Below are 24,913 nucleotides of genomic sequence, written 5' to 3'. Positions count from 1 at the left end.
CGGTAATCTACAATCGGTTAATAGGAACTCTCAATAAACCAGATAGTAGGTTTCCCATTATCAAAGGAGTCTAGATCAGCAATCATCTGAAATTATTCAGGTTTAATTGAATCGCACTAGAACAAATGGGAATGCTATACGCTAATTACCACTTTTTTCACACTTGTAAAAGTGATCTCAACGATAAGCTCTATAGACATACCGCGAGATTGATGTGTGATTATGCCCAGTTTATTCTTATCTGAAGTCTGTAAACGCCTTTTCTACATCAAACTAAAAACTTAACTTTAGGAGGTACAGAATAAGCTCTTTATATACATTTGACACGTGGAACCCAGATATAACCTCGGTCTGTATCACCATAGGTAATGCTCGAAGCTCTTAATTGATAAAGCCCCGCTATGTATAAACAGAAAATAGCATCTAGTGCATCTTCGTTGCTTTTTAGAGCACTACCTTTCAACGTATTAATATAGGACTCTGAGAAAAGGACTTTGATTTGTTCAGGAAGTTGAAGTGTTAGTACATTTGAGGTTTCTAGCTTTAAAAGTAGGTTTGCTAAGTTAACCTGCCCTGTTTTTTTGTCAGCGACTTTACCTTTCTTATAGGCAAGTCTCTCAGGTAAATCGAAGCATTCAATTATGGCAGGATGCGGATAGCACTCGATTTGCCATCGATTCGTAGATAAATGTTCAAATCCTTGGCTTTTCAAGTTCGAAGACAAATTGACGCTTAAAGAATCTGGGTACAAAGACTTATTCGAAGTATGGCAAGATGCTTTTCTTGAACCGTAATCACGGCTAAGTGATTTTTCACAGTCTCTTTGACCTGTTTGGTTCTCGATTATTAAGGGGGCGTCTATCGCAATTCCATTAAGCTCTTGCTGAATATTGATAATATCTAAAACCGCAGACATACCATAAACCACAGGCTCTAGCTCATCTAATGTGAGATGTGTCCCATGTAATGTACCAATGGCAATAGCAGAAGGGTTCTTTTCACCATGCCAAGCTAAATCTATTCCTGCTAACTTCAATGTTTTCTCTCCTGCGATTGCCTAGTCAAATGGTCTACAGTAATGAATTATAATTTGAGAGGTACGAACAAAAGCCAAATACTTTTTCGTTTAAACGATCTCTTTCACGCGACCAACATCGCCACTTTCAAGACGAACTTTGATGCCATGTGGATGGTTGGGTGACTTGGTGAGGATGTCTTTAACAACGCCTGAAGTGAGTGTTCCTGTGCGTTGGTCTTTCTTAAGGACAATTTTCACTTCTAGGCCAGCGTGGATGTCCGATCTTTGAGTTCCGCTCATGGTGTCTTCCTTATTTTGAAAGTATGAATAATAAAAAAGTGCCAACCTTGATGGGCTGGCACTCACTGTTTTTGATTAAGAGTTTCTTAACCAGATGTCAGAGCCACCCTGCCCTTTTTTCTTGCGCTTTTTCTTGCCAGTGCCTGCAGGTGCTGCCTTTGGCTTGTTGGCTTCGATCATTTCTTGAGTGATGGTTTCATCTACTTCAAAGCCTGCTACTTGCTCACGCTCAAGACGGATCTTGTTCTTCTTCTCGATAACCTTGAAGTGATGTAGGTCTTCATAGTCTATCAATGACAGAGCCAAACCCACTTCACCTGCACGGCCACTTCGGCCAATACGGTGCATGTAGTCTGATGGGCTTCTTGGAAGGTCAAAGTTGATGACTACTGGCAGTTTTTCAATATCTAGACCACGAGCTGCAATATCCGTTGCGATCAGCACTTCAATCTCCCCTGACTTAAACGCATCAAGGATTCGGGTACGATAGCCCTGGCCTTTGTCACCGTGGAAGACGTCAGCTTCAATGCCGCGCTTATACAGTTTGTCCGCTAAGTGCTCACAGCTGTTTTTCGCATTCACGAACACTAATGCTTGTCGCCATTGGTGCTTTTTGATGAGGTGCGCAAGTACAGCTGTCTTCTCGCCTTTGTTGACGTTGAATACACGCTGAACCACGGTGCTCTCATCATCGCTCTGCAGCTGCACTTCAACTGGATTGTTTAGCAGTTCTTGAGTGAGCGCCTGCACTTGCTCTGGAAAAGTCGCAGAGAATAAAAGCGTCTGCTTTTGCTTAGGCAGTTTCGCTAAAAGATCAGACAGCTCTTCGGTAAAGCCAAGGCTCAACATGCGGTCTGCTTCATCAAGCACTAAGGTCTTCACTCTATCAAGCTTAATGGCGTTGCTAGAGATAAGATCAATTAGACGACCTGGCGTTGCCACCAAGATATCCGTACCGCCACGCAATGCTTGCATCTGCGCGTTGGTCGATACACCGCCGAATACCGCTACGGTTTTGATCTCACCGTTAAAGTGCACCGCGTAAGACTTAATGTTATCGGCAACCTGTTTTGCCAACTCGCGCGTTGGAACCAAGATCAAGCCAGAAACATAGTTACCCTTGCTTGAGCTAGATTTAACTAAATCATGCTTGGTGAACAGTTCCTGCAGCATTGGCAGTGCAAATGCCGCTGTCTTACCTGAGCCAGTATTTGCACCGGCAATGACGTCACGACCCGCTAATACACTAGGGATGATTTGCGCTTGGATAGGTGTAGGCTGTTGATACTCCAGCTCTTCTAGTCGGGCTAAAAGAGGTTTAATTAAGGCAAGATCAGCAAAGCTGTTAGAGGTTGTGGCATTGGTCATAGATAATTTGGCTCAGACTTAAATTGTGAGGCGCATTCTAGCGTATTTCGACTAATTGAAGTAGTACTAACAGCCTTCTGCCAGTTTTCAGTGCAATTACATTCAGTTTCACGGAAATTAGCCAAAAAAATGGGGAGCCATCAGGCTCCCCATTTTATATTGAGATTTTCTGTACTAGTTAATAAGAACTAGTCACGCAATACAGCGTCAAACTTCTCAGATACAGCCTTCACTGTTGCTTCTACAGCGCCTGAGATGTCTGCTTCTTCCAGAGTACGCTCAACTGATTGTAGAGTAAGAGCAATCGCAAGACTCTTCTTACCTTCTTCAACGCCTTTACCTTGGTAAACGTCGAACAGTTTCGCATCTGTCATTAGCTCGCCACCGTTTGCAAGACATGCAGCTACTACGTCGCCTGAAGCGACTGCTTCATCAACAACTAGCGCGATGTCGCGGCGGTTTGCAGGGAACTTAGATACCGCTACGGCTTCAGGCAATACGCGAGTTGCAATTGCAGACCACTCAAGTTCAAACACAACAGTACGGCCGTTAAGACCAAACTTGCGCTCAAGCTCTGGGTGAACCGTACCAATCACGCCCACTTCTTTACCGTCTAGGATGATAGCCGCAGCTTGTCCTGGGTGAAGTGCTGGGTGCTTAGTTGCCGCAAAGCTGTACGCTTTGTCATCACACGTAAGTTCAAGAACGGCTTCTAGGTCGCCTTTAAGGTCGAAGAAATCAACGGTGTTGGTTTCAATGTCCCAGTGCTCTTCGCTGCGAGTACCTGCAAGAACGCCCGCTAGCATCGACTCTTGACGCATGCCGTTTTCAGCATTTGCATCAGGGATAAAACGAAGACCTGATTCAAATAGACGTACGCGTGGTTGCTGACGCTTTTGGTTGTGAACAACAGTGTTCAATAGACCTTGGATAAGCTGCACACGCATCGCTGACATATCGGCAGAGATTGGGAATGGCAGGATCAAAGGTTCAATGTTTGGTTCGATAAGCTTTTGCTGCTCAGGCTCTACAAAGCTGTAAGTGACTGCTTCGTGGTAGCCACGGTCTACTAGCAAATCACGAACACGTTTAAGTGGCTGGTTTGCCTCTTTGTGGTCGTTCATTGTAAGAGCCGCCATTGGCGCTTGATTTGGAATGTTGTTGTAGCCAAAGATACGGCCAACTTCTTCAATCAAGTCTTCTTCGATAGCGATATCAAAGCGCCATGTTGGAGCAACAGCGTTCCAGCCAGCATCAGTAGTTTCAACTTTGCAGCCAAGACGCTCAAGGATCTCAACTACGTCTGCATCAGAGATAGAGTGGCCTAGTAGGCTGTCTAGCTTAGAGCGACGCAGAGCAACTGTGTTTGCTTTTGGAAGGTCTGCTTCAGATTCAACGCCAGCGATAGGGGCAACGTCACCGCCACAGATCTCTACTAAAAGCTGAGTCGCGCGCTCCATTGCTTTGTGCTGCAGTGCGTAATCCACACCACGCTCAAAACGCATAGAAGAATCAGTGTGCAAGCCGTAAGCGCGTGCACGGCCACGGATATGATCCGGTGCAAAGAATGCGCTCTCAAGCAATACGTCTGTCGTTTCTGTCGTTACGCCAGAACCTTCACCACCAAATACGCCTGCAATCGCTAGCGCTTGGTTGTGGTCAGCAATAACCAGTGTATCTGCGTTTAGCTTCGCTTCGTTGCCATCAAGAAGAGTCAATTTCTCGTCTTGCTCAGCCATACGAACCACGATGCCACCTTCAATCTTGCTCAGATCGAATGCGTGCATTGGTTGGCCTTGCTCTAGCATCACGTAGTTAGTGATATCAACGATTGGGTCGATAGAGCGAATGCCACAGCGACGCAGCTTCTCTTGCATCCAGATAGGAGAAGAAGCTTTAACGTTTACGTTCTTAACCACACGGCCAAGGTAACGTGGACACGCTTCTGAAGCTTTTACTTCAACAGAAACTGTGTCTTGAATGCTTTCAGCGACTGCTGCGAACTCAGGCTCTTTAACCGTTTCACGGTTTAGAACGCCCACTTCACGAGCTAGACCACGGATGCTAAAGCAATCCGCACGGTTCGCCGTTAGGTCAACATCTACCGTTACGTCGTTTAGGTCTAGGAACTCACGGAAATCAGTACCGATTACCGCGGTTTCAGGTAGTTCCATGATGCCATCAGACTCGATGTCGATACCTAGCTCAGTAAATGAACACAGCATGCCGTGTGACGGTTGGCCACGCAGTTTTGCTTTTTTAATTTTGAAATCGCCAGGTAGAACAGCACCCACAGTTGCTACAGCAACTAGGATACCTTCGCGGCAGTTTGAAGCGCCACATACGATATCTAGCAATTCTTCAGCGCCAACATCTATTTTAGTTACGCGCAGTTTGTCAGCATCAGGGTGCTGACCACACTCAACAACTTTACCTACTTTAACGCCGGTAAATTCGCCAGCAACAGGAAGAACGTCGTCTACCTCTAGGCCAGCCATTGTGATTTGGTGTGTTAGTTCGTCAGTAGTAACCGCAGGGCTAACCCACTGACGAAGCCATGATTCACTGAATTTCATCTAATTATGCCCCTGGATTACTTGAACTGTTTAAGGAAACGAAGATCGTTCTCGAAGAACGCACGCAAGTCCGTTACGCCGTAACGAAGCATAGTCAAGCGCTCAACACCCATACCAAATGCGAAGCCTTGGTATTGTTCAGGGTCGATGCCTACAGAGCGAAGTACGTTCGGGTGAACCATGCCACAACCAAGAACTTCTAGCCATTTGCCGTCTTTACGCTTAACGTCAACTTCTGCAGAAGGCTCTGTGAACGGGAAGTAAGAAGGACGGAAACGTACTTCAACTTCTTCTTCAAAGAAGGCAACTAGGAAGTCAGAGATGATGCCTTTAAGCTGTGCAAAGTTTACGTTCTCGTCAACCAACAGACCTTCAATTTGATGGAACATTGGAGTGTGAGTTTGGTCGTAATCGTTACGGTAAACACGGCCTGGTGCGATGAAACGGAACGGTGGTTTACCGTTTTCCATTGTACGAATCTGAACACCAGAGGTGTGCGTACGTAGCATCAAGTCAGGGTTGAAGAAGAAAGTATCGTGGTCAGTACGAGCCGGATGATCTTCTGCAATGTTCAGTGCATCGAAGTTATGGAATGCATCTTCGATTTCAGGGCCTGATTCTGTTGCAAAACCAAGCTCACCAAAGAACTGTTCCATACGCTCGATAGTACGAGTAACTGGGTGCAGACCACCATTTTCAATGCGACGACCTGGTAGGGTCACATCGATAGTTTCAGCCGCTAGCTTCGCTTCCAGCTCTGCTTTTTGCAGGCCGTCTTTGCGAGCTGCGATAGCTTGCTGAACTGCGCCTTTCGCTTTGTTGATCTCTTGACCAGCACTGCGGCGCTCTTCTGGTGGTAGTTTACCTAGGCTTTGAAGCTGAAGCGTTAGCTCACCTTTCTTACCTAGAAACTGAACGCGCACTTCATCCAGTGCGACTAGCGATTGTGCTTCTTCAATAGCAGCAGTCGCGTTAGCAATAATCTCTTGTAGATGTTGCATTGTTTCCTCATCTGCCTAGCTGGCAGTATCCTTCGGGACTTCGGGTATTTTGAATAGCTACACATAGTAATAAAAGGCAGACACAAAGCCAAACCTAATTGGGAGGAAATTCAAGATTAATTAAAACTTTGCCAAGATCGGACGCAACTGCACACATATTGCCGACAAATTAAACGCTATATCCCTAAAATGAGCTTACTTACCAGCGCCGTTACCGCATTAGGGTTCACCACCGAGATCACTAGTTTACAGGCGATAAGAAACAGATTGGGTTCGTCTTTAAAAAAACTGAAACCTCACAATACGTATCGTAAGGATAGTGCTCAGTAAGTGGGTCTATTTTACTAAGGGTTTTGTCCAAAGGAAGTTTGTAGAAGCGCAAAGAAAAACCAAGTAATTCAACACGTTTCAAGGTGCTATGCTTAAGAAACGAAAACCTTGGATTACTTGCCATACATGTTTGAAATAATGCTCCTGCTACAATTCGTCCTCCTCGTCGCCATCATTGTTGGTTTGGTGATGGCGCGTTACGCTCACAAAAGAATTTCCAAGCTTCAAGGTGAATTAGAACAGCTACAACTTCAAGTCGCGCTGCAAAATGTAGAAAAGCACAATGTTGAAAAACACAACATTGAAAGACGCGATCAAGAATCCGAAGTCGCGGTGCAGGACGCTCAGAATCCTAACCTAGCAAGAGCAACGCCGACTTTAGCGCTTTACCAGCCGAAATCAGAACCACAAAGTAAAAGCGCTCCTTCATGGGAGGCTGGACAAATCAAGTTCAAGCAGTGGCTTGAGCATCTCAGTAGCAATAGTCTGCTGTGGCTGGGTGGCTTTGTGTTAGCACTTGGCGGCGTATTTCTTGCAAAATACGCGGTGGAAGTTGAGTTAATTTCAGCTCATGCTCGCGTCGCACTTGGCTTTGCATTTGGTATTGCGCTGCTTATTGGTGCTGAATACCTTGTTCGATACCCCAAGCGGTTTAATATCCAAACCAATCAAGTAAGCGCCGCATTAGCCTCGGCGGGTGTCATCACCTGTTTTGCCATGATAGTGGTTTCGACACATTACTATCAGTTTATCTCCTCGACTCCGGCGTTGATTCTTACCGTCATCGTCACCTCACTGGCCACCTTTATGGCGCTTAGGTTTGGCCCTATTGTTGCTTTCATTGGTGTTATTGGCAGTTACGCGATACCCGCATTGTTTTGGGAACTGCAGCCCAATACGTTGCAAATCGCCCTATTTGTGGTGTTTATCAGTGCGTCTGCTGTTTATATCTCTGAAAAAGTGGCTAGCGAATGGCTGTGGCGACTTAGCTTTGCGGGGAACTTCGCTTGGCTTCTCATTACGACGCTAATCTCTAGCAGCTCATTTGAGATCTACGTGCTTCTTGCCTTTAGCCTGTTATCTCTTTATCTGTTTACCCTCGTCCCCGTTTTGGGATGGCGTTTATTGCAACAAAACACTATAGCTATGCCCCTTAAGATCTTGCTCATGCCACGTAAAGAGCAAGCAGGGTTGATCTGTTCATTGGCGCCACTTATCGCCTTTTATACTCTCTATGGATTTCAAGGGGAGCTCATCAGCTGCACTTTGATCTATGCTGCTGTCCTTTGCGCTGCGTCTGTCCGACATTCCACTTTTGACACATGGCCCATGCTGGCACTAGCGCTCACCATAATGACCTTGGTGCTTCATGTGCCGACCTCTGACTTCAGTGACATGCTATTCATGTACACAGGGGCACATCAGTTCACCCAATTCTGCGCCATCGCATTTTTGATGTTTGCCGCAATGATGCACCGCCGTTACCCCAACCGCCCTGCGTTTTCACTGCTGTTTGCGAGTGCAACGCCTTTGTTGTTTGCTACAAGCTATAGTTTAACCAGCGCTGAGGCGAGCCAAATGCTCTACTCTTTGTGGTCTGTAGAGTTAGTCATTTTAGCCATTGTTGCGGTGCTCATTACAAAGAGGTATCAAGAGCCTCATATTTTGGTTTCCGGCTGGCTGCTCGCTAACGCTAACCTGTGTTTGATATTTACCATGCTTCTTGAGGCCGGCACGCTCACCGTAGCATTGACGCTTCAATTGCTTGCTCTTGCCTTCTGGAGTCGTCGCTTCAACTTCAGTGCTCCAGATTGGTTGATTAAAGTGATGGTCGCGGTGGTCATAATTCGCCTCACATTAGCGCCATGGCTACCTGAGTATCAGTCCGAAACCATCTTGGGTATTCATTGGACACTGATCATTTACCCTGTCTGCTTTGCTCTGTTATTTGCCACCAGCACTCAATTACAACGCTCGTCCATAGAGCCTTGGTTAGCAGGATCTCGCCTACACCTCATTGCATTATTCGTCACCACTGAAACCAGCTACTTTCTTGTTGGCGACTATCCTTCGATATTTACACTTACCTTCAAAGAATCAGCGCTATTAGCCATGAACTGGTTGGCGCTTTCTCTCATTTATCTATACCGTTTGAGAGTCAGCACAGGAAATACAAAGCTCGTTTACCAATACTTTGCCTGCGCGTTAATCGGCGGCTCTGCCTTGCTTCACGTACATCTGTTCACCACATTAAACCCACTATTTACTAACCAATTCCTTGGAGGTTACTTCCTTTTAAATTGGTTGCTCCCGCTATGGGTCATTCCTGGTTGTATTCTTGCTATTGGTTGGTTATTCAAGCTGATATCTACCCAGTTTTCTGTTTACGCGCTAGCCGCTTCGGGCGTATTTATCGCTTTAGGCATCAATGCGTTAATTCGTCATTACTTTCATGATGGTTCGATTGGCGTAGTGCTTGGCATTAAAGAACTAGAGCTCTATACCTACTCCGTCGTTTGGCTACTGCTATCGGTTGTCGCCATTGTCTGGTCTCAAAAACAGGTCAATCAATTGGCGCACCACATTGGCTTTGGCATTCTCTTTATTGTCATCTTTAAGGCCTTTGTCATCGATATGTCTCAGCTAACGGGCTTATATCGCGCTTTATCTTTCTTAGGTTTAGGGCTGTGCTTAGTGGCCATAGGTTGGCTATTCCAACGCTTGAAACATGATGACAGTTCGATGAACAAGGGGATGAGCAAACCCACTTAGACTATCTGTTCTTCCAATGCGTATACGTGGTTATGAATAATATTCGAGGGCTGTTTGTGAAGGGAGCAAAAAGCGCAATCGCCATCACTGTTACTATGGCAGCATGCCTAGCCTTGTTGGGTTGTGATCGATCATCGAGCGTTGAAGCTAAATTTGAGAACTATCTTGAGCGCCTTGCGAACGTACAAGAAAAAGACGCGATGGAAGTGGCAATTTCACCCCCTGAGTATCCAAGAAAGCGCGACCTCTTTCAGCAACCTTCTAGGCAAACCGTTGGGCTTGTTGATGCCCTTCAGCTTTCTAAATGTCATCTCATGGAGCTGGTTGCACAGAGAAACACGGTACTGGGTAAGGTGCAAGATCAGTTCCGAAGCTTAGAGTACGAAGTCGCACTATTAATTGGACTAAAATCGTGTCTAGCCACGAATGAATTGAACGCAGAGCTCAACCAAGATCTACAGAGGATCTATGCCGTTAAGTGGCAAGAACTGCCGTTACATATCACCAATACTCTCTACAGCAGTGACGTTCTTTACGCCAATGCCTTCTCAACAAACTGGTACACAGAAGAGACGAATCAAGGGCTGTATAGCCTGCAAAGCGCGCTTCAAGCATTGTCTACGCTACACGCTCTTTACCTTAAGGAAGAACTGCCTGAATACTTCGATATCCTTAGTTATCAAGAAGAGATAGAAAAGTACGATCAACTCGGCCGAATAAGCTATTCCTTGCAATCTGCGACCGTCTATTTGCACGCGAGTACACAACAACTTAAGCAGCACGATAGCGTTATATTCTGCGGAAAAAACCGAGACACAACCAAGTATCGCAGACTAAAAAACGTATTTCAGAAGTACTATGTTGGGGAGATTCAGCCCTACCTCGCTGACCTTAACTCCGCCTACCATACCTTGTCTCCACACATCGACATTCTTTATACTGTCAATCTCGACAAGCAATACCATCATCCTGTACAAAGTGCATATACTGAATATAAACAAGCCACAATCAATCACGCACAATACTGGATGTCACTATTCAAGCGTTGCGGGGATCAAGTTGGACAGTCGCGCTAAAAGGAAACAGGCATGCTTAGGTTGAAAAAAAGTCATTTACTTGCAGTCGCGTTGGGAACATTGGGTTGTGTAAACCTAAGCCACGCCTACAGTTTGCAAACCGTAGCAACTGGATTAAAAGTGCCTTGGTCAATCGAGTTTGCCGATAGTAAAACCGCCGTCATTAGCGAGCGTAATGGTTCTATCGTGGAGCTGGACATCCCCTCAGGAAAGGTCAAAGCTCTGTACAAACCTAAGGATGTGTACGCTAGTGGTCAAGGCGGACTGCTAGACCTCGCCTTTAACCCGAAAGACAACAGCCAGTTGTTCATCACCTACAGCCAGAATGATAAAAAAGGCCCGAGCACTACCCTAGCCTCAGCAACCTATGCCAAGGGTTCACTCAGTAATTTCAAGGAAATCCTGCCTACCCAATCTCACTCAGATACCGGAAGACATTTTGGTAGCCGCATTGTGTTTGATGATGAGGGCATGCTCTATTTTTCCATTGGAGATAGAGGCGATAGGGATAACGGTCAAGACATCTCTAATCATGCTGCCACCATTCTACGTATTAACGCTGACGGTTCAGTACCAAAAGACAATCCCTATGTAAGCAGTGACAATGCGTTACCTGAGATATGGAGCTATGGGCATAGAAATACGCAAGGGATAACCTTTGACCCGGTAACAAAAACACTATGGGCAATCGAGCATGGTCCTCGTGGAGGAGATGAGATAAACAGGATTGAGAAAGGACACAACTACGGCTGGCCCATGACCTCTCACGGCAAAGAATACTGGGGTCCTTTAATGGTCGGTGACTCTGAGTACCAAGAAGGGGTTACACCGCCTTCACTTGTTTACACCCCATCAATTGCGCCCTCCTCACTCATTATGTATCGAGGCGAACGCTATCCAGAACTTAATGGAAAGCTACTCGCAGGCGCCTTAAAGCTCACTCACATCAACGTTATCAAGTTAGACGGTAAGGAACTGATTGAAGAGAAGCGCCTATTTGAAGACTTAGGCGAAAGGATTCGTGATATACAAGTCTCACCTGATGATTACCTGTATATCACCACAGACAGTGGCAAGGTGATGCGACTGCTACCCTAGTTATCCTATCAACAAGCGTTAACTGTGAGATATTTCGACGCTGACTAAAAGAATGCATTAATAGACTACTAGACCTAATGCACATGAAATTATCTCACACCCCCTATTCCAAAATGTCGTTTTTCTGAGCGACTGAAAACACCTAAATTAAATGCATGCCCAACGAACTGAAGCAACAACGGGCACTAACTAACATTTAATTGAAGGTGAATATAATGAAAAATCTAACTAAAACTCTACTTGCTCTATCAGTTACAGCTGTTTCAGTAAACGCACTCGCGACTCAGACACTAGAACAGCAAGTAGAGATGAACCACAGAACAGCAGTAGCAGCTGGAGAGACCTCACACAATAACAATCAGTGGTTAGGGCAAGTGGAAAAACAAGCCGATGCAAACCACGTAGCAGCGGTAGGTAATGCGGAAACTGCTCACAACAACAATCAGTGGTTAGGGCGAGTGCAAAAACAAGCCGATGCAAACCACGTAGCAGCGGTAGGCAATGCGGAAACTGCTCACAACAACAATCAGTGGTTAGGGCGAGTGCAAAAACAAGCCGATGTAAACCACGTAGCAGCGCTAGGTAACGCGGAAACTGCTCACAACAACAATCAGTGGTTAGGACGAGTGCAACGTCAGCAAGATGCACAGCGTCAACAGTTAACTGAGAATGCTGGTCACGCCTTGGAAAATAAAGCGAATCTTGATCGTCAAGATGTGCAAGTTAAAGCCAATGCTCGCGCCGCTAATGCCAACTCGCAAGGAGTAACGGAAAATGCGAATCACTCACTAGAGAACCGAGCTATGGTTGAGCGTAATGAAGCAACGCTAGCAGAACATAAACACACTCTCGATGCTCATACGCAGACTCTGCGTAATCAGCAGAAACAAGTAGCCAATGCGAATGATCACGCCACACATGCAGAAGCGATGGCTCAGCAGAACCGCGCTATGGTTGAGCAAAACTCTGAGAAAGTGGCACAAAACAGCGCAGATCTTCAAGATTTACGAGAAGACTTCGAACAAATGGCTAAAAACGTAGATGGTGCGTATGCCGAATCAGCTGCTTTTGCAGGTCTAGTTGACCCATATGGTGTAGGTAAATTCGCGGTTACTGCCGCAGTGGGTTATCACGGTGATGCACAAGCGGTTGCTGTAGGTGTCGGTGAACGATTCACCGAGAACTTTACTGCAAAACTCGGTGGCGCTTACGACACAGCAACAGAATCAATGAGTGCATACGCTGGTGTGGGTTATGAGTTCTAACAAATAAGTTCACGAAAAAAGGAGCCTTTATGGCTCCTCGTTTTTTGTTTACTTTCCTAGCGGAAGTGCCTCATTAGAGCCCCATTCCGCCCAAGAGCCATCGTATAAAATGGTGTTGGATAGACCCACTTCATGAGCCGCCAAGATCAGAATACAAGCGGTGATCCCCGAGCCACAGGAAAACACCATACGCTCAGAGTCAGCAGTATCAACATTCGAGAACAGCTGTGATAGTACCTGTTTCGATTTAAACCCATTCCCTTCCATTAGCGATGCAAAAGGAAGATTCACAGAATTAGGGATTCGCCCCGCTCTAACGCCTGGTCTTGGCTCTGCTACTTCGGCATTAAACCTCGCGCTGCCTCTGGCATCGACAACCAATTGTTGAGGATTGTTTAGCTCTGATAGTACCGTTTGATAGTCAGTCACTTTATTTGAATCGTAGCTAGCGACAAAATCGCCTTTGCCAGAAGCTTCTGCATAAGCGGAAGTGGTTGGGTACCCTTTCTCAATCCACGCAGGTAGTCCGCCATCTAACACCTTCACATTGTCAAAGCCCATCACTTTAAACGTCCACCATGCGCGAGGAGCGCTATAAATGCCTTGATTATCGAAGATCACGACCTTACTTTGCTTGTTAATGCCTAGCTTCTGAACCTGTTCAGTAAATTGTTGTGAGGTAGGAAGTGCGTGCAGCTGCGTCGATTCGTTGTTACAAAAATCATTTTCAATATCAAAGGGCAACGCGCCGGGAATGGTGACGAACTCTGGGTACTCAATAGGTTCTTTGCCCACGACCTTCAGCATAAAGGCATCAAGCAGTACCAGATCTTTATCATCTAAATGCTCGTTTAGCCAAGCACAATCAACCAACACATTGCTCATCTCTTATCCCTAAAATACTGATTCATAACAACTCAGTATTTATCAAACCAACCCTTGTGACAAGTACAATGCTCAGTAAATTAGCATGATAATAATTCTCCCATTTCTGCTAGACTTGATAAAAATTCATACTAAGTAGTCATTTTATCCATTTCTCTATAGCGATAAATAACGGTAACTTGTTACTACAGACCAAGAATAATAGAGAATGAGGAAATCCTATGTCTTTAGAAATCGTAAGCATAAGCCCAGAGTTTGATCCTGTTGTAAAAGAGGTCATCAAGAAAGTAGGTGAGGAATTTGGCGCCGTTGGTGAAGGCTATGGCCCTTCAGATCCTGAAGTAGAGAATATGAGTCGATACTACACGCTAGAGAACAAGAGCCGTTACTTTGTCGCGCTTAAAGATGGTGTAGTGGTGGGCGGTTGTGGCGTTGCACCCTTTACTGAAGGCTCATCGACTTGTGAATTAAAAAAATTGTTTCTACTAGAGGGAGCAAGAGGACTAGGTCTAGGCAAAGCCCTGTCTAACCACTGTTTAGAGTTTGCCAAAGAGCAAGGTTTCACTCAGTGCTATTTAGATACTCTATCTAATATGAATTCTGCAGTGCGTCTTTATGAAAAGCTCGGTTTTGAGCATCTATCTGCTCCGTTAGAAGGAACGCTACACAATATGTGTGACGTGTGGATGCTAAAAACGTTGTAGTAATTACCGCCCGTTGGATGGTTTGAATCTTATCAAGGATGAAAAGATGCACAATTATAAGCTGTTAATCGCGCTGGATTCATTGCTCAAAACCCGCAACCTGACACTCTCTGCCCAAGAGCTTAATGTCAGTCAGTCGGCAATGAGCAAAACACTCCTGCAGATCCGAGATGCCTTCGGTGATCCCATATTGATCCGTGAAGGCAATCAATTCTCACTGAGTCAGCGTGCTACCCACTTACAAAAAGAGTTACCTGAACTCTTGCAAAGGCTAAACCGACTCTATTCCCCAGAAGAAATCATTCCCAAAGAAATCACTCGCCGCTTTACCCTCGCCTTCAACGCCTTCATTGCCCCTAAGATACTGCCGGTTATTTGCCAGCAATTAGAGGAGCAGTCCCCTTTATCCAGTTTAACGACGCAACTTTGGCAAAGTGAAGACCTTAGTGAGTTGCATAAGGGAAGTGTTGATGTGGTAGCGACCATGGCAGAAGAGATCCCGGACAATCTGTACGGCAAACGTCTTGGAGGCGATAAGTACGTTGTGCTGATGTCGGCCTCACATCCCCTAGCCGATATGTCGATGACCACAAAGCGCTACGCCGATGCTAAACACATTTTGGTGAATGGCGTCGTTGATAAACAAAGAGAAGTGGATCGACTGATCGCAGATGCTGGACAAAAGAGGCACATATTCGCCACCGTCCCCTCGTTTGATTCTGGTGTCGAAGCCTTGCTCCTCACCCAAACATTGATGACGGTTCCCCTGCACATTGCCGCAGGCTTTGCCGATAGAGACTTGGTTGTTAAGCCCGTCCCCTTTGATACCGACGAACACAGCTATTACCTACTTTGGCACGCTCGTTATAATAACGATCCAGAGCATCAGTGGTTTAGAGAGCTTTGCTTACCGCTGATTAAAGACGACCTAAGCAAATCCATTGAGCTTGGAAAGCAACACTTTCAGTCGGAATGAATAGCAGCTATCAGCTATCAGCTATCAGCTATCAGCTATCAGCTATCAGCTATCAGCTATCAGCTATCAGCTAGGAATTATAAGCAATAAAAAAGGAGACCCTAAGGTCTCCTTTAAATAAAGCTTTGGTGTTCTAAAAATTATAGAGCAGCTTTTGCTTTTTCAACTAGAACTGCGAATGCAGCTTTGTCGAATACCGCGATATCCGCAAGGATCTTACGGTCGATCTCGATAGATGCTTTCTTAAGACCGTTGATGAAACGGCTGTAAGATAGACCATTCTGGCGAGATGCAGCATTGATACGAGCGATCCATAGCTGACGGAACTGACGCTTTTTGTTGCGACGGTCACGGTATGCGTATTGACCAGCTTTAGTAACTGCTTGGAAAGCTACGCGGTAAACACGTGAACGTGCTCCGTAGTAACCTTTAGCTTGTTTTAGAACTTTCTTATGACGTGCACGAGCTTGTACACCACGTTTTACGCGAGGCATTATGCTTCTCCTAAACTAAACGAATTATAAACTAAAAAGAATTAAGCGTATGGCATCATACGAATAACTGCAGCCACTTCACACTTAGGAAGGATTGCATTTGGACGTAGCTGACGCTTGTTCTTAGTAGTACGCTTAGTCAAGATGTGACGTTTACCAGCGTGCTTAAATTTGATACCACCAGCAGTTTTCTTAAAACGCTTAGCAGCACCTTTGTTGGTTTTCATCTTAGTCATGATGAATAACTCCGCATTGTTGAGTTAATTAAACAATAGTAATTAGGGCGAATAAAACCCCGCCGCATACAGCAGCGAGGTTACATTACTTGCAGGCCTGTAATTACTTCTTCTTAGGGGCTAGCACCATGATCATCTGACGACCTTCAATTCGGCTAGGGAAAGATTCAACAACAGCAAATTCTACTGTATCTTCTTTCAGTCGCTTCAGAACGTCTACACCGATGTCTTGGTGTGCCATTTCGCGGCCACGGAAGCGAATTGTTACCTTCACTTTGTTGCCGTCTTCTAGGAAACGCGTCAGGTTGCGTAGTTTTACCTGATAGTCTCCAATATCAGTTCCAGGACGGAATTTTACTTCCTTAATCTGAATCTGCTTTTGCTTCTTCTTTTGCTCTTTAAGAGCTTTGCTCTTTTCAAAGAGGAATTTACCATAGTCCATCACACGACAAACTGGTGGCTCGGCGTTAGGGCTGATCTCTACGAGATCCATACCAGCTTCGTCTGCTATAGTCTGCGCTTCTTGATAAGTAACGATACCTACTGGTTCGCCTTCGGCGTCACTTAAACGAACTTCACGAACGCTTCGGATTTCATCGTTTAAACGATGCTGGTTTTGTTTGGCCGGTTGTTGTTGACCACGTCTTCCGCCTTTAATAGCTTATTCCTCCAGATTGAGCTTACGGTTTGAAACCTCGGCTTGGATGTAAGAGATAAAATCATCCACTTTGAACTTGCCTAGGTCCTTACCCTTACGAGTACGTACTGCAATCTCGCCAGCTTCCATTTCTTGGTCGCCGACAACCAACATGTACGGTACACGTTTTAAAGTATGTTCGCGGATTTTAAAGCCAATCTTCTCATTTCTCAAGTCCGCTTTGGCTCTAATTCCACTTTTTTGCAATTTTTGTACGATTTCTTGTACATATTCTGACTGTTTGTCAGTAATATTCAAAATTACCGCTTGTTCTGGCGCCAACCACGTTGGGAAGAAACCAGCGTATTCTTCGATTAAGATACCGATGAAACGCTCAAGTGAACCCAAAATTGCACGGTGAATCATAACAGGAACTAAACGTTCGTTGTTTTCACCGACATAAGTTGCACCTAAACGGCCTGGTAAGTTGAAATCGAGTTGCACTGTACCACATTGCCACGCACGATCCAGACAATCATACAAAGTAAATTCAATTTTCGGTCCGTAGAACGCACCCTCGCCTTCTTGGATCTCATAAGCGATATCCAAAGATTGCAGAGCTTGCTCTAGTGCTTTTTCTGATTCATCCCAGATTTCATCAGAACCTACGCGCTTTTCAGGGCGTGTAGACAGCTTAACTACGATGTTATCGAAGCCGAATGTTTGGTACGTATCGTAGACCATCTTGATGCAGCTAATCACTTCATCTTGGATCTGGCTTTCAGTACAGAAGATGTGTGCATCATCCTGAGTAAAGCCACGAACACGCATGATGCCGTGTAGCGCACCTGACGGTTCGTTACGGTGACATGAGCCAAACTCAGCCATACGTAGCGGTAGATCGCGGTACGATTTTAGACCTTGGTTAAAGATCTGAACGTGACCTGGGCAGTTCATTGGCTTAATCGCGTATTCACGGTTTTCTGAGTTCGTTGTGAACATCGCGTCAGCGTATTTGTCCCAGTGACCAGAGCGTTCCCAAAGAACACGATCCATCATTAGAGGACCTTTTACTTCTTGGTAATCGTATTCAGTCAGTTTTTGACGAATGAATACTTCTAGATCACGGAAGATAGACCAACCATTGTGGTGCCAGAACACCATACCCGGTGCTTCTTGCTGCATGTGGAACAGGTCTAGATGCTTACCAATCTTACGGTGGTCACGCTTAGCCGCTTCTTCAAGGCGTGTTAGGTGCGCCTTAAGAGCTTTCTTGTCGTGGAATGCAGTACCGTAGATACGCTGTAGCATCTTGTTGTCGCTGTTACCACGCCAGTATGCACCTGCTACGTTAAGTAGCGTAAAGTGTTGGCAGAAGCCCATGTGCGGTACGTGTGGACCACGACACATGTCGATGTATTCTTCATGGTGGTAAAGACCTGGACGATCGTCTTTAGAAACGTTCTCATCCAAGATTTCAATCTTGTAGGTTTCACCGCGTGCTTCAAATGCATCGCGAGCTTCCTGCCAGCTGACTTTTTTCTTAACAACTTGATACTTGGTCTTAGCAAGCTCTTTCATACGCTTTTCGATTTTTTCTAAATCTTCTTGCGTAAGGTGATGCTCCATATCGATGTCGTAGTAGAAACCGTTATCGATCGTTGGACCAATAGCCATTTTCGCATCAGGGTAAAGCTGTTTGATTGCATGACCAAGAAGGTGAGCACATGAGTGGCGCACGATCTCAAGACCATCAACTTCATCTTTTGCAGTAATGATTTCTAGGCTTGCATCTTGTTCGATAAGATCACAAGCATCAACGCGCTCGCCATCAACACGACCAGCGATGGTTGCTTTTGCAAGACCAGGGCCGATAGAAGCTGCGATATCTAGAGTTGATACAGGGTTGTCAAATTGACGCTGACTGCCGTCAGGAAGAGTAATTACAGGCATTTTAAGTCCTATTCCAGTGGTGTTACATACGAAGCAACACATGTTTTAAGTTAATCTCTTGCGTTCAATGCCTAGAATACAAGAGCCAAAGAAATGGCCATTAAGTCCTTCACAATTACTGATGTGATTGGATTCAAATAACAGCAAGCTGAGCATTGTAACCAAAATCACTCAAATAACAACCAAAATGCCGGATTACACGGCTTTAATCCCGTAATTCAACACGTTAAGTTACACAGTTATGCACACATTTATATACTGGATAGACCATTAAGTTTTTACACTTTGATATACTCCATTCACATATCTACTAATAACAAAGATTTAAGCTGTAACTATGTTTCTATCCCCGTACTTCGTAAGTGATAATTCATCAATTCATTTTACTCGCAAGCAAGCAAGTGATTTTGCTAAAGGTGTTGCGGGTGACTTCAACCCTATACATGATGAAGACAACAAGCGTTTCTGCGTACCCGGTGACCTATTATTCGCGGTATTACTGCAGAATGAGGGACTAAGCCAGAACATGAAATTCACCTTCTCTGGAATGGTGGGTGATAGCGTTGAATTACAGTTAGATCACGCCTGTGATGAAAACAGCGCGGTGGTAGATAAAAAAGGCAAAGAATATCTGAGCATGGAGCGTCGTGGTGACATCTGCACCGATGCTGAGCTCATTGAGAATGTAATTCGTGGCTATGTACAATTTTCAGGCATGAACTTCCCTCACATCATGGTTCCTCTTATGAAAGAAGAGCAAATGATGTTCAACACTAAACGCCCTCTTATCATTTATGAAAGCATGAAGCTTGAGTTTGATCGCTTTGATATCAAGGAGCCGACAGTAGAACTGTCTAGCGCCACCTTTGATGTGAATGGTAAACGCGGTGTAGTCACCCTGAACTTCGAGTTTAAGGGAGACGGTCAAGTTATCGGTACAGGTAGTAAACGAATGATTGCTAGCGGTCTTATCCCTTGGGTTGAAGAAGACATGATGGCTTACGTAGACAAGTTCAACGCAGCGAAAACAAACTTTAATAAGTAACAGGCGTTACCGTTAACAATTGAGAAAGGGTCTAGAGCTTAATGCTATTAGGCCCTTTTTAACTTCTGGCTTAAAGCCGTCAGCCGTCAGCCGTCAGCCGTCAGAAAAACTTTCCTTCCCTTTCTCTCTTCCTGCAATTCTTGTTCTTGTGCTACTTGGGTCGTCAACCATGCAATGAATGCTGAAATCCTTGGTCTGTCTTGTTGGCCCTTTAGACAGATCAGATCGTAGGCGCGCCCTGCACTTACTCGCTCAAATGGTGCAATTAATTCACCCCTATCTAAATACTCTTGTATTAGTGATGCCCTCGCTATTGCTATTCCCATGCTGTTTTTAGCGGCGATCATCGCCATATCTGAGTGGTTAAAGTGATAGGTGCGCTGCATTGCATCAAATGACTTAAGCTCATGTTGCGATTGCTTATCAAGCCAGATTGACCATTCTTTTCCCGGCTCGCCACCTTCCAACGACTCGGTGCAGTGCAGCAATGTCGCTTGTGAAAATTGCTCTACGCTTGGCACCTCATTGCCAAAGTGCGCATTGAAGTACTCTTGGCTACACACTGGAACAAGCGCTTCATCGTAGAGTTTTTGATGATGAAAGCCATGATGGTCCTCTTTGCTGTAATAGATCGCGATATCGACAGGCTCATGCTGGAAGTCCAATCGACTGGCTTTTACCCTCAGCTTCACATTCAAATTTGGATACTTGTTTTGGAAACTCTTAAGCCTTGGCAGCAACCATTTTTGTCCAAAAGTGGGCGCAACACCTATGTATAGCTCACCACGTAACTCATCAAACTTAATGTCTTCTAACTCAGAAAAGATGACCTCGAATGATTGATTCAATGCATGAAGTAATCGCTCTCCCTCTTTCGTAAGCTCCAAACGGCGCGTCATTCTGACAAACAAACTAAAGCCCAATTGTGCTTCGAGGGATTTTATTCTCTGGCTTACCGCGCCTTGCGTTATAAACAGTTCTTCTCCTGCTTTGGTAAAGCTAAGTGATTTTCCTGCAATGGCGAAGGTGTACATATTGGATAGCATTTGTTGATTTTTATTCATAGTGCTTTGATATTACCCATGGATTAGCCTTGCTAATTCATAGCTTTTTATTACTGGTTTGTAAAGGCACGCCTAATGCTTTTAAATTAAACCATCTTATCCATAGCGAGAATCATCACGATGAACAAGAACCTAAAAATCACTATTATTGGCGCAGGCTCTAGTTACACACCAGAGCTTATTGAAGGTCTGATCAAGCGTAACCACGAGCTACCCATTGGTGAGTTGTGGTTGGTTGATATTGAAGATGGTGCAGAGAAAGTAAGGATTATTGGAGAGCTCACTCGTCGCATGTTGGCGAAGAACGGCATGTCGCACATCAATGTCCATGTCAGCCTAGATCGTAAGCCTGCACTTAAAGATGCTGATTTTGTTTGTTCTCAATTCCGCGCTGGCTGTTTAGAGGGTCGTATTCGTGATGAACGTATTGCGCTTAAATATGGAATGATTGGTCAAGAAACCAATGGCCTGGGTGGGTTTGCCAATGCGTGCCGCACTATCCCTATCGCCTTAGAAATATGCAGTGAAATGGAAGAGTTGTGCCCTGATGCATGGCTGCTTAACTTTACCAACCCATCGGGCATGGTTACTGAGGCTATTTTAAAGCACACCAAGGTAAAAGCCGTTGGTCTGTGTAATGTACCTGTCATCATGCAAAAAGGCATCGCTCAAATACTAGGAGCGGATGAGCAAGACTTCGTATTGCAAGTTGCAGGGCTTAACCACTTTATCTGGGCTCGCCAAGTTTTACATAACGGTCAAGATAAGCTTCAAGATGTGGTAGATGCCATGCTATCTGGAAACGATCCTTTGGTTCCACAAAACATCCCTAAGTTTGAGTGGCCACCAGAATTACTGCGCAACATGGGCATGATTCCATGCGCTTACTTACGCTACTACTACACTAGCGAAGACATCATGGAGCAAGAACAACAAGAAGCCAGCGGTGAAGGTACTCGTGGCGAAGTGGTGAAAGCCATGGAAAGACGCCTGTTCGATATCTATCAAAACCCTGAGCTAAACGAAAAACCAAAAGAGCTAGAAAAGCGTGGTGGTCAATATTATTCAGAAGCGGCCTGCGAACTGATGAGCTCTATTTACAACGACAAGCGTACCATCATGCATGTTAATACACGCAATAACGGCACTATCCAAGGCCTGCCTGATGACTGCACCGTAGAAGTTAGCAGCATGATCACAAAATCAGGTCCTGTACCTCTCAGTGTGGCGCCCTTCCCTAGTGATACCTTGCGTCTCATTCAGGTACTAAAAGAGTTTGAATCATTAACGGTTGAAGCTGCTGTAACTGGCAATCGTAACGCGGCGCATAGAGCCTTGATATTGAATCCACTGGTGACTACAGGTTCAATCTTGGAGAAAGCGCTAGAGGAAACTATCCAAGCAAACTTGGACTACATGCCTCAGTTTCGCTAAATTTTAAAGCGTAAATCAATAAGCAAACCGTTGATAAATGCATTGCAGAAGGTCTTACCTTCGCAATGCATTTTGTTATTTTAAACAGCCTAGATTACCGCTAATTGGAAACTCAACCCGCTTGTTTTAGATGCTGCAGTACATCAAGCATTGAAGGAAGAATTTGATGGCCTAGCGCGACTATCTCGTCAGTTGGAGAGACTAGGTCTGGGACTTGGTACATTTGCAGATTTGCGGCAATACCTGAGCGCACGCCATTGTTTGAATCCTCAAAACCTAAACATTGCTGTGGATCTATATTCAATCTACTTGCAGCCAATAAATAGATCTCAGGATCGGGCTTACCATGAGTCACCTCACACCCACAAGCCAGAACATCGAAGTAACTCTCTAGTCCAGCCAGTTTAAGCTTTGTTTTCGCCAAGCTTAACTCTGTAGATGTAGCGACTGCTATCGGTATGTTATTGCCCTTTAGCCAATCAAGAAGCTCAAGCACTCCCTCTTTAATGGGAATAGCCTGATGATGCGTGACATCGTGGTAGTACTCCATCCACACTTTACGCAGTGCTGGGTAATCCAAATCATCAGGATAACCGTCACGGATAGTACGCTCCACGCCCTGAGCATTTTGGCCAATCATTGCAAGGTACTCCGGCTTCAAAAATTCGAGATCCAATGTATGGCATGCTTTTTCAAACGCATTCATACACACGCGCTCAGTATCAAGAAGCAATCCATCCATATCAAAAATTGCGGCTTTAAAGGTCATAGTGTTATCTCGAAAATCAGGAAACGAGATACTACTAAAATTATCTCATATAGCAAATCATCAAACTGCCTATCCTCTTCAGAATAACCTTGAGAATGAATCCACAGACTGCGATAAGTAGAACTCCTAGAGGGTTAATGTTACGGTAGAAAAACAGGATTGTAGGTTTTTTTCGTGAGGAAGACGATGATTCAATGGCCATGTATTTTAAAGTTGGACGGTGACTCTGAGCTACTATTTATCGACTCAATGTTAACGTTAAATCAAGAATTAGAAGGGCTCATTTGGGGTAGTGCCGATTGTCTGATTGATAGCACAGGTCAAAGTTACACCATCAAACAAAGAGGCGACGAATATCTATTTGAATCGATTGAAGCACCGCTATCGCTGCAATCGGTTACTCAATTGATTCAAGAACATGAATTTTCCAAAGCAGAAATGTGCCTGACCAAGATACAGTTCCTGTCCGTAGAAGAAGCCATACAATCACTTCAGTTTGAAGGATAGTGTATGAACCTTCATTTCCGAGCGAGTTGGCCCAGCCAAGCATAGAGCATTTCCAAATCTGGAAAATTAGCTTACCTGTTATAAACGCATGTCGCGTTGACGAGCCTGCTTAAGAAGCGCATTCTTCTAAATCCAAACAGGACAAAACCTGCTCTCAATGAGAAGGCATTCACGATTACATTGTTCTGTACAAAGCATTGATATAAAGGCCGGTCACATGAACAAAGTTTTTATGCTAATAATGGGATTGCTTTTCACCACTCGACTGTACGCGAGCATAGTCCCGCACGTTAATGAACTAGAGCATGACGCCCCTATTCTGATTCGCTCAGCACTTATCGTCGGCGTTGCGGGTTATCTTATTTGGGCGGTGTATAAGTACATCAAAAAGAGCAAGACTTCTGATTAAAAGCCCTTACAGCAACTAAGCTCAAAGCAGAAACTTCTAACAAGTCCTTTGTACGATACCTATCATTTTCGATATTTCTTCGTCTTATTGACCATCAACTCTCGCGTAGATTTTTCATGATCTGTTCTAGATGATCAAGGTTCGTCCCACAGCATCCACCCACTACTGATATCTGAGTATTTTGACGGCAAATCTTTGCAACTTCCTTGCCCAATGAGAAAGGATCACCTGAATCCAATGTTTCGCACCTATCCAATTCTGCATGGCTGCATTTTGAAGCATTAACCACGATACCTTTAATGCGTTGCTCCCATGGTTGCTGGGTGAAACTATGTGAAAAGTGCGATGGATGGGCGCAGTTAATCATAAAGTAAGACGCGTAACGCTTAGTTAATCCATCAACCTTGGCTATCGCGTCTTCAAGCGATTGTCCGTTCGGTAGGTTACCATCGAGTTCGACGGTAAAAGAGACAACAACAGGTATGTTAGCGCTTTTTGCTGCTAAGACTATCCCTGCAGCTTCTTCGGGGTAACTCAGTGTAGAGGCTGTAATAAAGTCAGCTTTAGTCAACTTATAGGTGTCTATCTGTGTTGAGTGATAGCCTAGAGATTCGTTTGCAGACATCTGATTATTTGCTTGATACCCGTCCTCTCGGGGGCCGATTTGTGCAGAGAGCAGTGTAGGTAAATCACCACATCTATCTCGCACTTGCGCCATTAGGTCGATGGCATCTAAATTGAAATCTCGTAGCTGATGTTCATTAAGACCAATCATTGCTCCTCGTTGTGAACTGGCTATCCATGTCATCGCATCCAAGATAACGGCTGTTTGATAGCGTTTTGCCAGCGCTATAAGGTCCATATACATCTTTTCTATTATTGTACGAGTCGACGACTTGGCGAGAAGCGGGTAAGACGCATATCCAAGAAGAGGTTAGTTATGAGTGAAGAGCAGTTCCGTATCTATTCCGGTGTAACAAAGAGTAGGTATTGTCA

The 24,913-nt window shown here is 44.9% G+C and carries 23 protein-coding genes; 10 read left to right on the top strand and 13 right to left on the bottom strand.

Annotated elements, in window-relative coordinates; all coding sequences use genetic code 11:
* Positions 1–310: 310 nt before the first annotated feature.
* From A6E01_RS06090 to pheS, 5 genes are all read right to left on the bottom strand, one after another.
* Positions 311–1,036, bottom strand: coding sequence for a DUF429 domain-containing protein (locus tag A6E01_RS06090; protein ID WP_065209811.1), 726 nt, complete (start codon positions 1,034–1,036; stop codon positions 311–313).
* Positions 1,037–1,126: 90 nt separating this feature from the next.
* Positions 1,127–1,318, bottom strand: coding sequence for a YwbE family protein (locus A6E01_RS06085; protein ID WP_017030155.1), 192 nt, complete (start codon positions 1,316–1,318; stop codon positions 1,127–1,129).
* A 75-nt stretch (positions 1,319–1,393) separates the two neighbouring features.
* Positions 1,394–2,686 carry a DEAD/DEAH box helicase gene (locus A6E01_RS06080; RefSeq protein WP_065209810.1) on the bottom strand — a complete coding sequence of 431 codons (1,293 nt, stop codon included), beginning with the start codon at positions 2,684–2,686 and terminating at the stop codon, positions 1,394–1,396.
* A 188-nt stretch (positions 2,687–2,874) separates the two neighbouring features.
* Complete coding sequence (gene pheT / locus A6E01_RS06075) at positions 2,875–5,262, bottom strand: phenylalanine--tRNA ligase subunit beta (RefSeq protein ID WP_065209809.1); 2,388 nt, start codon at positions 5,260–5,262, stop codon at positions 2,875–2,877.
* 17 nt (positions 5,263–5,279) lie between these two features.
* Positions 5,280–6,263, bottom strand: coding sequence for a phenylalanine--tRNA ligase subunit alpha (gene pheS / locus A6E01_RS06070; RefSeq protein WP_017030158.1), 984 nt, complete (start codon positions 6,261–6,263; stop codon positions 5,280–5,282).
* A gap of 456 nt (positions 6,264–6,719) precedes the next feature.
* Here pheS and A6E01_RS06065 point away from each other — a divergent pair, with 456 nt between their 5' ends.
* The 4 genes from A6E01_RS06065 to A6E01_RS06050 all read left to right on the top strand — a co-directional run bounded on the left by A6E01_RS06065 (position 6,720) and on the right by A6E01_RS06050 (position 12,804).
* Complete coding sequence (locus tag A6E01_RS06065; protein WP_065209808.1) at positions 6,720–9,365, top strand: DUF2339 domain-containing protein; 2,646 nt, start codon at positions 6,720–6,722, stop codon at positions 9,363–9,365.
* Positions 9,366–9,397: 32 nt separating this feature from the next.
* Positions 9,398–10,441 carry a DUF3080 family protein gene (locus A6E01_RS06060; protein WP_237334504.1) on the top strand — a complete coding sequence of 348 codons (1,044 nt, stop codon included), beginning with the start codon at positions 9,398–9,400 and terminating at the stop codon, positions 10,439–10,441.
* A gap of 12 nt (positions 10,442–10,453) precedes the next feature.
* Positions 10,454–11,539: a PQQ-dependent sugar dehydrogenase gene (locus A6E01_RS06055; protein ID WP_065209807.1), complete on the top strand. Its 1,086-nt coding sequence runs from the start codon at positions 10,454–10,456 to the stop codon at positions 11,537–11,539.
* Positions 11,540–11,754: 215 nt separating this feature from the next.
* Complete coding sequence (locus tag A6E01_RS06050) at positions 11,755–12,804, top strand: YadA C-terminal domain-containing protein (RefSeq protein ID WP_065209806.1); 1,050 nt, start codon at positions 11,755–11,757, stop codon at positions 12,802–12,804.
* Positions 12,805–12,852: 48 nt separating this feature from the next.
* Here A6E01_RS06050 and A6E01_RS06045 read toward each other — a convergent pair whose 3' ends face one another.
* The gene (locus A6E01_RS06045) at positions 12,853–13,689 is read right to left on the bottom strand and encodes a sulfurtransferase (RefSeq protein WP_065209805.1); all 837 of its coding nucleotides are present in this window, start codon (positions 13,687–13,689) and stop codon (positions 12,853–12,855) included.
* 221 nt (positions 13,690–13,910) lie between these two features.
* Between A6E01_RS06045 and A6E01_RS06040 the strand changes: the two genes are divergently transcribed.
* Together A6E01_RS06040 and A6E01_RS06035 are read left to right on the top strand one after the other, a co-directional pair.
* On the top strand, positions 13,911–14,393 hold the full coding sequence (locus tag A6E01_RS06040; protein ID WP_017027528.1) for a GNAT family N-acetyltransferase: 483 nt from the start codon (positions 13,911–13,913) through the stop codon (positions 14,391–14,393).
* A gap of 46 nt (positions 14,394–14,439) precedes the next feature.
* Positions 14,440–15,369 carry a LysR family transcriptional regulator gene (locus A6E01_RS06035; protein ID WP_065209804.1) on the top strand — a complete coding sequence of 310 codons (930 nt, stop codon included), beginning with the start codon at positions 14,440–14,442 and terminating at the stop codon, positions 15,367–15,369.
* A 140-nt stretch (positions 15,370–15,509) separates the two neighbouring features.
* Here the strand turns inward: A6E01_RS06035 and rplT are convergent, their stop codons facing one another.
* From rplT to thrS, 4 genes are all read right to left on the bottom strand, one after another.
* A complete protein-coding gene (gene rplT / locus A6E01_RS06030; protein ID WP_004401084.1) occupies positions 15,510–15,863 on the bottom strand; it encodes a 50S ribosomal protein L20 in 354 nt (117 codons plus the stop codon).
* Between the two features lie 41 nt (positions 15,864–15,904).
* Entirely contained in the window at positions 15,905–16,099 is a 195-nt protein-coding gene (rpmI, locus tag A6E01_RS06025; protein ID WP_017027530.1) for a 50S ribosomal protein L35, read from the bottom strand.
* A 103-nt stretch (positions 16,100–16,202) separates the two neighbouring features.
* Entirely contained in the window at positions 16,203–16,757 is a 555-nt protein-coding gene (gene infC, locus A6E01_RS06020) for a translation initiation factor IF-3 (protein WP_082961343.1), read from the bottom strand.
* 3 nt (positions 16,758–16,760) lie between these two features.
* A complete protein-coding gene (gene thrS, locus A6E01_RS06015; protein ID WP_017027532.1) occupies positions 16,761–18,689 on the bottom strand; it encodes a threonine--tRNA ligase in 1,929 nt (642 codons plus the stop codon).
* Positions 18,690–19,026: 337 nt separating this feature from the next.
* On the opposite strand from thrS, the gene A6E01_RS06010 reads away from it, so the two are divergent.
* Positions 19,027–19,734 carry a DUF3581 domain-containing protein gene (locus tag A6E01_RS06010; RefSeq protein ID WP_065209803.1) on the top strand — a complete coding sequence of 236 codons (708 nt, stop codon included), beginning with the start codon at positions 19,027–19,029 and terminating at the stop codon, positions 19,732–19,734.
* An 86-nt stretch (positions 19,735–19,820) separates the two neighbouring features.
* Here A6E01_RS06010 and A6E01_RS06005 read toward each other — a convergent pair whose 3' ends face one another.
* Positions 19,821–20,798 (bottom strand): LysR substrate-binding domain-containing protein, encoded by a 978-nt coding sequence (locus A6E01_RS06005; protein WP_065209802.1) that lies wholly within the window; start codon positions 20,796–20,798, stop codon positions 19,821–19,823.
* Positions 20,799–20,918: 120 nt separating this feature from the next.
* On the opposite strand from A6E01_RS06005, the gene A6E01_RS06000 reads away from it, so the two are divergent.
* A complete protein-coding gene (locus A6E01_RS06000; RefSeq protein WP_065209801.1) occupies positions 20,919–22,232 on the top strand; it encodes a 6-phospho-beta-glucosidase in 1,314 nt (437 codons plus the stop codon).
* A 112-nt stretch (positions 22,233–22,344) separates the two neighbouring features.
* Here A6E01_RS06000 and A6E01_RS05995 read toward each other — a convergent pair whose 3' ends face one another.
* Complete coding sequence (locus A6E01_RS05995; RefSeq protein ID WP_065209800.1) at positions 22,345–23,001, bottom strand: HAD family hydrolase; 657 nt, start codon at positions 22,999–23,001, stop codon at positions 22,345–22,347.
* Positions 23,002–23,187: 186 nt separating this feature from the next.
* Here A6E01_RS05995 and A6E01_RS05990 point away from each other — a divergent pair, with 186 nt between their 5' ends.
* The gene (locus tag A6E01_RS05990) at positions 23,188–23,508 is read left to right on the top strand and encodes a DUF4144 family protein (protein ID WP_065209799.1); all 321 of its coding nucleotides are present in this window, start codon (positions 23,188–23,190) and stop codon (positions 23,506–23,508) included.
* Positions 23,509–23,725: 217 nt separating this feature from the next.
* Positions 23,726–23,917 (top strand): hypothetical protein, encoded by a 192-nt coding sequence (locus tag A6E01_RS05985; RefSeq protein ID WP_017027536.1) that lies wholly within the window; start codon positions 23,726–23,728, stop codon positions 23,915–23,917.
* Between the two features lie 94 nt (positions 23,918–24,011).
* Here the strand turns inward: A6E01_RS05985 and A6E01_RS05980 are convergent, their stop codons facing one another.
* Entirely contained in the window at positions 24,012–24,779 is a 768-nt protein-coding gene (locus A6E01_RS05980; protein ID WP_237334503.1) for a homocysteine S-methyltransferase family protein, read from the bottom strand.
* Between the last annotated feature and the right edge of the window lie 134 nt (positions 24,780–24,913).

Source organism: Vibrio breoganii (assembly GCF_001677275.1).
GTDB lineage: Bacteria > Pseudomonadota > Gammaproteobacteria > Enterobacterales > Vibrionaceae > Vibrio > Vibrio breoganii.
Note: the sequence above shows the minus strand (reverse complement) of the source record. Positions and strands in the feature narration are given on the sequence as shown.